Origin of the sequence: Helicobacter sp. NHP22-001 (assembly GCF_030270165.1) — a bacterium.
In the GTDB taxonomy this organism is placed as follows: Bacteria; Campylobacterota; Campylobacteria; order Campylobacterales; family Helicobacteraceae; genus Helicobacter; species Helicobacter gastrofelis.
This window is the reverse complement of the sequence record NZ_BSWS01000022.1, coordinates 1-8,984: the sequence shown is the minus strand read 5'-3', so window position 1 is coordinate 8,984 and position 8,984 is coordinate 1. Positions and strand designations below refer to the sequence as shown.

The 8,984-nt window shown below is 43.4% G+C and carries 8 protein-coding genes and 2 pseudogenes; 3 read left to right on the top strand and 7 right to left on the bottom strand.

Annotated elements, in window-relative coordinates:
- The 3 genes and pseudogenes from QSJ47_RS07995 to QSJ47_RS07985 form a co-directional block, all read right to left on the bottom strand.
- The coding region (locus tag QSJ47_RS07995; protein ID WP_502875129.1) for a tetratricopeptide repeat protein at positions 1–557 on the bottom strand (557 nt) is incomplete at its 3' end.
- A gap of 717 nt (positions 558–1,274) precedes the next feature.
- A pseudogene (locus tag QSJ47_RS07990) lies at positions 1,275–1,664 on the bottom strand (DNA adenine methylase); the annotation flags it as partial.
- Between the two features lie 291 nt (positions 1,665–1,955).
- Positions 1,956–2,876, bottom strand: a complete 921-nt coding sequence (locus tag QSJ47_RS07985) for an outer membrane protein (RefSeq protein ID WP_285602999.1) — start codon at positions 2,874–2,876, stop codon at positions 1,956–1,958.
- A 548-nt stretch (positions 2,877–3,424) separates the two neighbouring features.
- Between QSJ47_RS07985 and QSJ47_RS07980 the strand changes: the two are divergent.
- A pseudogene (locus QSJ47_RS07980) lies at positions 3,425–4,110 on the top strand (aldo/keto reductase); the annotation flags it as partial.
- A 297-nt stretch (positions 4,111–4,407) separates the two neighbouring features.
- On the opposite strand, the gene QSJ47_RS07975 reads toward QSJ47_RS07980, so the two are convergent.
- The 4 genes from QSJ47_RS07975 to QSJ47_RS07960 form a co-directional block, all read right to left on the bottom strand.
- Positions 4,408–4,773, bottom strand: coding sequence for a DUF779 domain-containing protein (locus tag QSJ47_RS07975; protein WP_221272670.1), 366 nt, complete (start codon positions 4,771–4,773; stop codon positions 4,408–4,410).
- A gap of 11 nt (positions 4,774–4,784) precedes the next feature.
- The gene (locus QSJ47_RS07970; protein WP_285602998.1) at positions 4,785–6,290 is read right to left on the bottom strand and encodes an aldehyde dehydrogenase family protein; all 1,506 of its coding nucleotides are present in this window, start codon (positions 6,288–6,290) and stop codon (positions 4,785–4,787) included.
- A gap of 11 nt (positions 6,291–6,301) precedes the next feature.
- Positions 6,302–7,342 carry an alcohol dehydrogenase AdhP gene (adhP, locus tag QSJ47_RS07965; RefSeq protein ID WP_285602997.1) on the bottom strand — a complete coding sequence of 347 codons (1,041 nt, stop codon included), beginning with the start codon at positions 7,340–7,342 and terminating at the stop codon, positions 6,302–6,304.
- A gap of 209 nt (positions 7,343–7,551) precedes the next feature.
- The gene (locus QSJ47_RS07960) at positions 7,552–7,833 is read right to left on the bottom strand and encodes a hypothetical protein (protein ID WP_221272668.1); all 282 of its coding nucleotides are present in this window, start codon (positions 7,831–7,833) and stop codon (positions 7,552–7,554) included.
- Between the two features lie 330 nt (positions 7,834–8,163).
- On the opposite strand from QSJ47_RS07960, the gene QSJ47_RS07955 reads away from it, so the two are divergent.
- Together QSJ47_RS07955 and QSJ47_RS07950 are read left to right on the top strand one after the other, a co-directional pair.
- Complete coding sequence (locus QSJ47_RS07955) at positions 8,164–8,679, top strand: hypothetical protein (protein ID WP_221272667.1); 516 nt, start codon at positions 8,164–8,166, stop codon at positions 8,677–8,679.
- Positions 8,680–8,733: 54 nt separating this feature from the next.
- Positions 8,734–8,984 (top strand): hypothetical protein (locus QSJ47_RS07950; RefSeq protein WP_285602996.1); only part of this gene is annotated, 251 nt, incomplete at its 3' end.

Below are 8,984 nucleotides of genomic sequence, written 5' to 3'. Positions count from 1 at the left end.
AATTCAGCTACTCTTAAATTTTTTACTTGAGCGTATCTAAAATAGATTAGAGGAATTGTAATTATGGTGAAAGCAGTGAGACCGCCAAAGATGATTAGTCCATATCCTCTACCTCCATTGTAGGAAATAATTTTTTTATAGAATTTTAGTGCTTTGCCCATGCTTTGTGTTACACCAAGCCCTTTTTCATATATCTGTGCTAAACCAAAGAAAGCTACAGAAACAGGTAGAGAGTACTCTCTTTGATTTCCTTTGTATTTTCTCAATACAGACTCAAAGTATTGTTTAGCTATTTTTCCATCTTGCCTAACCCCCTGCCCCCTCATATAAGCCATTCCTAAGAACACTTCCCCCAAGCTATCTCCCGATTCGTAGGCAGCATGAAAATTTTCAAAAGCTTTTTTAAACTGCCCTTGGCTTCTAGCCTCTAATCCTGCTTGCACAAGTGAGCTGACTTGTTCCACTTGTTGGTATGATCCATATGCTTTTAAGGGCATAAAAGCAGTCAATACTAAAATTAATACCAAGCTAATGCTATTCTTGATGCGCAATAACAACTTCAACTCCTTGTACTTAGAAATTAAAATCCAAAATTCCAAATTATACACCGCTAGAGGTCATGTTAGGATAAATAGAGCCATGAAAAGATGAGTTCGCACATGTTAGGGTGATGCTTGAGAGATCAAAAGGGGATAAAAATACTGACAGTGGAGTTTGAGGGCAAAAAACCTATGGGTAGGCCCTAGAAAGCTCGCACAAGAAGTAGTTACAGCCACTTAAGTAAAAAAGAGAACAAAGAAAATAAGAAACAGCACAGATCCCTAAGTCGCAACAACTATCCAAGAGAGAAGCAAACAAAGGGGCAAGCACACAAACAGAACAAGAGTTAGAATTAGACACTTCTAAGCCCCAAGAAACTAAAAACAAAGGGGCAGAAAGACTAAGAAGGACATATAGCAAACACACACTATCATCCAATATCCTAAGAGCCAAAGTGCTAGTGTGCTAAACTCCACACCACGAGACAACCCACCAACCCAAGGGGGAAAACCGCCACACAAGCTACTCCAAAATCTTGTGTGAAGCCCAAGAACCCCCTTAATCCTATGCTGCACCCTTCATATAGGGGACAGCCCATGTCACTCAATCTAAGGACTCTTGTTCCCTCACCGTCAAACACCTGCTTGAACCGCTTATACCACAATCTTACATCTCACAAAGGTGGATAATAGATAGTTAGAATAAAACAAAGTTTGATCTAGCCATTAAGCCAACTAAAGCACATAATTCGTAACCAACACTTCTTGACTCGGGGTTTTGTGCTTGGCTTGGTAGCTAGAATTGGCGTAGCTATGTTTTAGAGGGTGGATGTGCCACTTTTGCGCCTTGCACCACTCCAAGAGTAAATCATGTCCTGCCCCCTTATGCTCGAGCACATTAGAGAGCGCAAATCTAATGCCCTTGTAGCTAGTTCTCTCTAAAAAGCGCAATAAGTCTAACTCATCGCCTACAGACCAGCCTCCATTTTCGTTGTAACTCGCACAGCCCAAGAGATAGGGTGGATCAAGGTAGAGAAAATCCTTAGAGTTCAAGGCGTTTAGGTCCATCGCCCTAAAATCCATGCATAAAAAAGAACTTTCTTGTATTTTTTTATAAAAAAGCCTTAACTTGCGCCGAAGTTTGTCGTTAAAAGCTCTTTAAACGCTATGTTTGATTTACACTTTGCTTTACCTTACCTTCACAAAGACATGACTGCTCTGTTTAGTTGTTTTTTACTCTCTCCCCAAAGACATGATTACCCCACAACCATAGACATTTCAAAACCAAAAATCTAATCCTCACTCCAAAACCCTCTCTTAGGGGTTTGGGGGCTCGCCCCCAAGAGCATAGACGCCAAGTATTAGCTTGGCTTACCGATTCAAATCAAGATTGTCGCTATCCACCACCAGCCATGCTTAAAAATTATAGACATAGTTGGCATAGATGGCCACATCGCGCCTAAAGGTGAGGTTTTTCCAAGTTCCCTCATTGCCCCATGGTCCCATCTCTGTGTATGCGATCTTAAAATACGGGTCGTCAATGGTGGGGATGCGCACACCCACTTCAAAGCCCTGATGTCTGGTGAAATTGGTTCTAAATCCAACATTGACGAGGAATTGCACAAAGGTAGGCGAGAACGAGGCTCTGGACACATTGCCGTCATTGGCACTCGTCAAGTTACCATAATAGTCATTCATGCTTACACAGTTACCGCTAGTCGCTCGTGTTTGACACACATCATTAGCCTTACCTGCCCCAAAAGTCCAACTGCTCCCTCCAACTGCCACGCCCACAAAGACCCCAAATTCACTTCTCTTATTGTGGTAGAAATTCCAAAGCGCATCTATACCCACACCATAGAAGAAATTCCCCACGGGTCCCTGTGTGGAGTATTTATTCCCCGTTTTTTGCGAGAAACCTCCACCTTGTAGGCTAATGAGCCCATAGTAGCGTAGACCCCAATGTTTCTTTTTGCCAAAGAATTGTTTATAACCAACTTGGAGATCTACCCCAAAGAGATTCCCATCGTAAGGGGCTTTGCTAGAGGCTGGTATTCCAAGAAGTTCACGCTCTGCAGCACTTTTAGCGTATGCGTAAAAGCTTGCTATATGTTCGTTCCTATAGGTTTCTGCCTGCGGTTGGGTATCCCCCGATGCTACAAGAGTTTTTACATATTCTTGCTCGATCTCCTGTTGCTTCACCTGTATCAGCTCTTGCAATGCAACCGGTTTAACCACATGCGTGTCAAGACCTGAAAAATGGGAATACTCAAGACCGCCCTCTACAAAGAACCCATTTTTTTCCCCACTAAGAGGCACCAAAGAGAGAAAAGCCAAGGCACCAACTCCAAAAAGGGAACACTTAAAGTTTAAAAACTGCTTGCTAGCTATCATCCTAGTAAAAAACCCTTTATAAAAAGAGTGAAAACAGCCACATCTTAGTAGGATTTTGCTTATTTTTCAAAGACTATCTCCATCACCACACAGACCCACTAAAAATACTTAACTTAGTATCAAAGAAACAACCATACACAAAAGTGTATCTAGCCTCGCGCCATAGGTGATTGCAAGAATATTAAAACTTTGTCCAATCTAAAATTTAGCCCCTACTTTCTTAGGACTAGCCGAGCAAAAACAAAAAGCACAAGATTAGTGTTTTAGTCGGTGTCTTTTACCTCTCGTTTGGCGTTTAGAGTTAGACAACGACATAAAAAAGCCATCCACACTAAACTAGCACAACCCCCATATCCCCACGCAGCAGTAAAACACTAACACCCGTTTTCTACTCCACACTAAAAATCATCTAGACCGTTGCCTATGCTTATACCTTTAAACACTAAGTGGTAGGCTTTATCGTGTGAAATACTTTAAAACAAGGAGAAAACATGACACATAAGCAATTAGGACACTTTCAAGTCAGCCTTTTGGCTTTGGGCTGTATGGGCATGAGTTTTGGCTATGGTGAAGTGCATGACAAAAAAGAAATGACTAAACTCATACATAAAGCCTTTGAGTTTGGCATTAACTTTTTTGACACAGCTTAAGGTTATGGGGCTTACAACGAGGAGCTCTTAGGCGAAGCCATTAAACTCTTTAGGGACAAGGTTGTCATTGCAAGCAAATTCAGGATTTATAAGGATGAAGAAGGGGGTGGGCTTTAAAAACCGACTCCAGCCCTACCAACATACGCCAAGCCCTAGAGGGGAGTTTAAAACGCCTAGGCATAGAATGTTTGGATTTGTATTACCAGCACCGCATGGATACCAACACACCCATAGAAGAAGTTGCCCACACAATGCAAGAGCTCATTAAAGAGGGCAAAATCAAAGCGTGGGGGATGAGCGAGGCTTTGTGAGGCACATAACATTACCTATGTTGCCTTTTCACCTCTAGGCAAGGGCTTTTTAGGGGGCAAATTTGCCAAAAACACCACTTTTTTAAAGAGGACTTTAGAAATATCGTGCCCAAGTTTAGCCCAGAAAACCTAGCCCAAAACTACACCCTAGTGGAGTTGGTGCAAGACATAGCCAAAGCCAAAAACGCCACCCCCGCCCAAATTGCTTTATCGTGGTTTTATCTCGGGGAGAGATAGCCCCAAAAATTAGCCGAAAAACGGGTAAATAAGAGCTTAACCTAAGCGGCGCAGCTAGCTAGTGACTCGTTGGGGGTCTTTGCTCCCTTTGGGAGTATAAAAGGTTTTTATACCCCCACAGCACTTGAGTAACAAACCACTAAGGAATCTATGGGTATCCCCTCAATGGCAACCATCTAGCTCTATAAGTGAGATGCTCTACAAGCTTCGTTTTTGATTAGTTTTTTTGCGGGGAAAAAATCCTACGAATCGCATCAATTGTTTTTGACCTCAGGTTTACACCTGTCTTTGTAATTCCTCTAGCTCCTCAGGGCTAAACAAACGACTTTGGAGTTCAAAGCTTTTGCCCATGCCATATTCCAAAGAAAATTCACTGCCATCGATGGGCTTAACACTTAAAATAAGCTGTGTGTGTTTTTGGTATTCATACTGCTTTTTGTGCATATAAAACTCCACTCCCCCTACGCACCCCAAACAGATGTCATTATCGCCTAATTTAAAATCAGATCGATCATAAACATAGACAATGCTCCCATCACAGCAACCGCAAGACTGATAAAAGATGAAATCCGGATGCAAAGCCTTGAGCTCTTGGATGAGTTTAGCCGCCTCAGGTGTTAAAACAACCTTTGCTACCTCCACTCAATCCCCCACTAAAAAAACCCTAGTTTATGGGTGCTGTAACTCACCAAAATATTTTTGGTCTGCTGATAGTGATCTAAAATGATCTTATGGGTTTCGCGCCCAATGCCACTTTGTTTATAACCCCCAAAGGCAGCATGTGCAGGGTAGGCGTGGTAACAATTAGTCCACACCCGCCCGGCTTTAATGGCGCGTCCAAAATGATAGGCGCGGTTAATGTCGCGCGTCCACACACCCGCTCCTAAGCCGAACATGGTGTCATTGGCGATCTCTAAGGCCTCTTTTTCGTCTTTAAAAGTGGTGAGAGCGAGCACGGGACCAAAGATTTCTTCTTGGAAGATACGCATCTTATTATGTCCTTTGTAGATTGTGGGTTGGATATAACACCCATTCTCCAAGCCCTTGATGTGGTTTTTACCCCCACCAATAAGGCACTCTGCACCCTCTTCTTTAGCCACCTGCATGTAATTCAAGATGGTATTAACTTGGTTTTCATCCACCTGTGCGCCCATCATTGTTTCTACATCCAGCGGATTACCCACCTTGATGGCTTTCACACGCTCTAAGACCTTTTGCATGAACGAGTCATAAATTTTTTCATGCACCAATGCCCTTGAAGGACAAGTGCACACTTCGCCTTGATTGAAGGCAAAGAGGACTAATCCCTCTATGGCTTTATCCAAAAAGGTATCCTCGTGATCGCAAATATCGGGGAAGAAAATATTAGGACTTTTGCCCCCCAACTCTAAAGTGCAAGGGATGATATTTTCCGTAGCAAATTGCATGATCTGCCGTCCTACAGCCGTTGAACCGGTGAAAGCCACCTTGGAAATCAAGGGGCTTGTGGCTAGGTGCTTGCCAATCTTAGCACCACTGCCATTGACAATATTGACCACTCCTGGGGGTAAGAGATCGCCGATGATTTCAAAGAGAACCAAGATGCTAGCCGGCGTTGGCGATGCGGGCTTGATCACCACAGCATTGCCCGCAGCTAAAGCCGGTGCTAGTTTCCAAGCTGCCATGAGAATGGGGAAGTTCCAAGGGATGATCTGCCCGACCACGCCCAGGGGCTCGTGGAAATGGTAGGCAACCAAATCCTCACTAATATCGCCAATGCTCCCCTCTTGTGCGCGGATACAGCCGGCAAAATAGCGGAAGTGATCGACAGCTAAAGGAATGTCCGCATTGAGTGTTTCTCGAATGGGCTTGCCATTATCCCAAGTTTCAGCGTGGGCAATTTTCTCTAAATTAGCTTCTATGCGATCGGCAATCTTTAACAGAATATTGGAACGCGCCTCAACAGAAGTGGCTGCCCAAGTATCTTTAGCCTTGTGTGCGCTCGCCAATGCCTTATCAACATCAGCAGAGCTGGATAAAGGCACTTCACAGAGAACCTCGCCATTGATAGGACTTTTATTGGCATGGTAGTGCCCCTCAATGGGTTTGACCCACTCCCCCCCAATATAATTTTCATAACGGGGCTTAAAAATCTGTCGGCTGTCTTTATAAATGCTCATGCGTCCCCCTTTCAATGACTAAAATCAAGCACCATGCGCCCATCAATCGCTCCCTTTTTCATCTGTTCAAAGATAGCGTTGATGTCCTCCAACTTAGCCGGCGCAACATGGGCTTTAACCTTTTGATCCTCAGCAAAATTGATCGCCTCTTGCAAATCTAGGCGCGTGCCCACAATCGACCCGCGCAAGGTGACCCCGTTTAAGATCAGGTTGAAGATATTGACCGGAAATTCCCCTGGGGGCAAGCCATTCATCGCCACAGTTCCGCCTCGGCGCACAAACCCCAACGCTTGTTTAAATGCAACCGGGTGCACAGCAGTGACCAAAACCCCGTGTGTCCCCCCATCGGTTTCTTTCACAATTTTATCAATCGTGCCTTGTTCGCCCAACTCTTTTGCGTTAGCCACCACACTCGCACCATAATGTTTAGCTAACTTTAATTTATCCTCCGATACATCCACCGCGGCTACATTCAAACCCATCGCCTTCGCATACTGCACGGCTAAATGCCCTAGCCCACCAATGCCAGAGATGGTAACCCATTGTCCGGGCTTGGCTTCTGTCATTTTAAGCCCCTTATACACCGTAACGCCCGCACAGAGAATAGGTGCAATGTTTAAGAAGTTTGTATCTTTTTTAAGCACGCCGACATAATTGGCATCGGCTAGCGCATATTCGGCATACCCACCATTGACAGAATAACCTCCATTTTCTTGATGCTCACAGAGTGTTTCCCAACCAGCCATGCAGTGATCGCAGTGCCCACATGCACTATAAAGCCAAGGAATCCCTACGGCATCACCTTCCTTGATATGCTTAACACCCTTGCCTACTTCTACTACATATCCTACACCCTCATGTCCGGGAATCAAGGGGAGCTTAGGTTTAACAGGCCAATCGCCCTCTACAGCATGCAAATCCGTGTGGCACACCCCACATGCTTCAATTTTAACCAGCACCTCCCCTTCATGCACTTTAGGAACATCCACTTCTTCCACGGAGAGCGGACTCCCAAACTCTCTAGCTACAGCCGCCTTCATTTTCTTAGCCATGATCTCTCCTTCAAATTTGTTTGTCTAATCTCAATGCCAAACACATCAAGCCCGTTTAGGACAAGGGAACTTTAGTTGAAAAGGTTAATGGTTTGGTAAAAGATTTTTAGAGTATTGCAAAGTCAGGTTAGAACAGTTACAAAAATACACGATTTAGTATCGTAACGAACCCTATTGATATTGTTTCTGAGTCCCTCATAATGTGAAATTTAAGAACGCTGTGAAAAATTACTGGACCAAAGTTGAAATGTTAAAAATATTGTTTTCCCTGAAAAGTCCAAAGCGTGATTTAATTTAAAGTTTTGATAGGAAATCCATCTATCCTTGGCAAGTGGTTGATGTAATTCACAAATAATCCCCTCCTCTAACGCGTTCTCATTAAAGGCTTTTGTACAAAGTAGTTCGAATAAGACATTGATATTTGCTTTAAAAGCCCTCCACACATCTTCCACAACTGCTTTCAACCCTAAACCATATTCGATACTCTCCACTAACTTTTCGCTCTACGACCTTTTAAAAGCGCTTTAAACACTATATTTTGTTTTATCACTTTGCGTTTTCTTACTTTTCAAAGACATGATTGCTCTGTTTGGTTGTTTTTTCAACTCTCTCCCAAAAAATACGAAAAACACGATTACCCAGTAGTCATAGATACTTCAAAACCAAAACTCCAATCCTCACTTCAAAACTCTCTCTTGGGGGTTTGGGGGCTTGCCCCCAAGAGCATAGATGCCCAAGCATTAGCTTGGCTTACCTTTTAGTGTTTATAGGCGTTTTTGATTTTTTTTGCGCTAAAAGCATTAAGAGAATTTGTAGAAAGAATGTTTGAGGTTAATAATAATGTGCTTACCCCCGCTTGCAAAGAACTCGCCTACACCCAAGACGAGATCAAAGAACACGCTGAAAAAATGCAGTTGCTAGATCAACGCATTTATAGTGCCATTCACTACAGAAAAATTAGAACAGGACGAGGGGGTAAAGTTACAGGCATTGTCTTTGAAGTCGCCCCTAATCCTAAGACTATCGCTGAGCAAGAGGCACGCAAAAATGCTCTAAAAGCTAGAGATTCTAAAAGCGCAGTGTTAGATGCCCTTATACAAGACCATAAAGAGAATAAAGCCTACCACCGCCACTTTAGTAAAGAGGATGTTAAGACCTTGAAGGGTTTAATCAACACACAAGGCAAGCTTCGGGTAGATAACCCAGAACATTTATTCAAGGCAGTGCGACTCGTAGACATCTACCCAGCCAAAACTAGAGAATGGATAGCGGGGCAATTTGAGATTTTAGGCAATGAAAAAAGAGATTTTGAGATGGCAGGGCACATTGCTCTATAGGGTAATGACAAATGGCAATACTTCAAAGCTATAAAAGAACGAGAAGGAAGGTTTGTGTATGTGTTTGAGAACATAGATCAGTTTTTAAAAGATTTTCAAAGGGGGTTAGACTCAGATACCACATTAAAGCTCGCCGCTCTTAAAGTCGAACAACAAGCCAAACAACAGCCACCTAAAGCAAACACACCCCAACAACCCCCCACCATCAATGCCACACAAAAAGCCCAAATCCAAAGTGCCCATGGCATGCTCGCTCCATTTTTTGAGAACAAGACACCACAGCACAACTTTACAGAAGTCAAGTT

Excerpts from the sequence above, each read along its gene's own strand:
- QSJ47_RS07970 (WP_285602998.1), bottom strand. The coding sequence starts at position 6,290 with ATGAGCATTTATAAAGACAGCCGACAGATTTTTAAGCCCCGTTATGAA.
- adhP (WP_285602997.1), bottom strand. The coding sequence starts at position 7,342 with ATGGCTAAGAAAATGAAGGCGGCTGTAGCTAGAGAGTTTGGGAGTCCG.
- QSJ47_RS07955 (WP_221272667.1), top strand. The coding sequence starts at position 8,164 with ATGTTTGAGGTTAATAATAATGTGCTTACCCCCGCTTGCAAAGAACTC.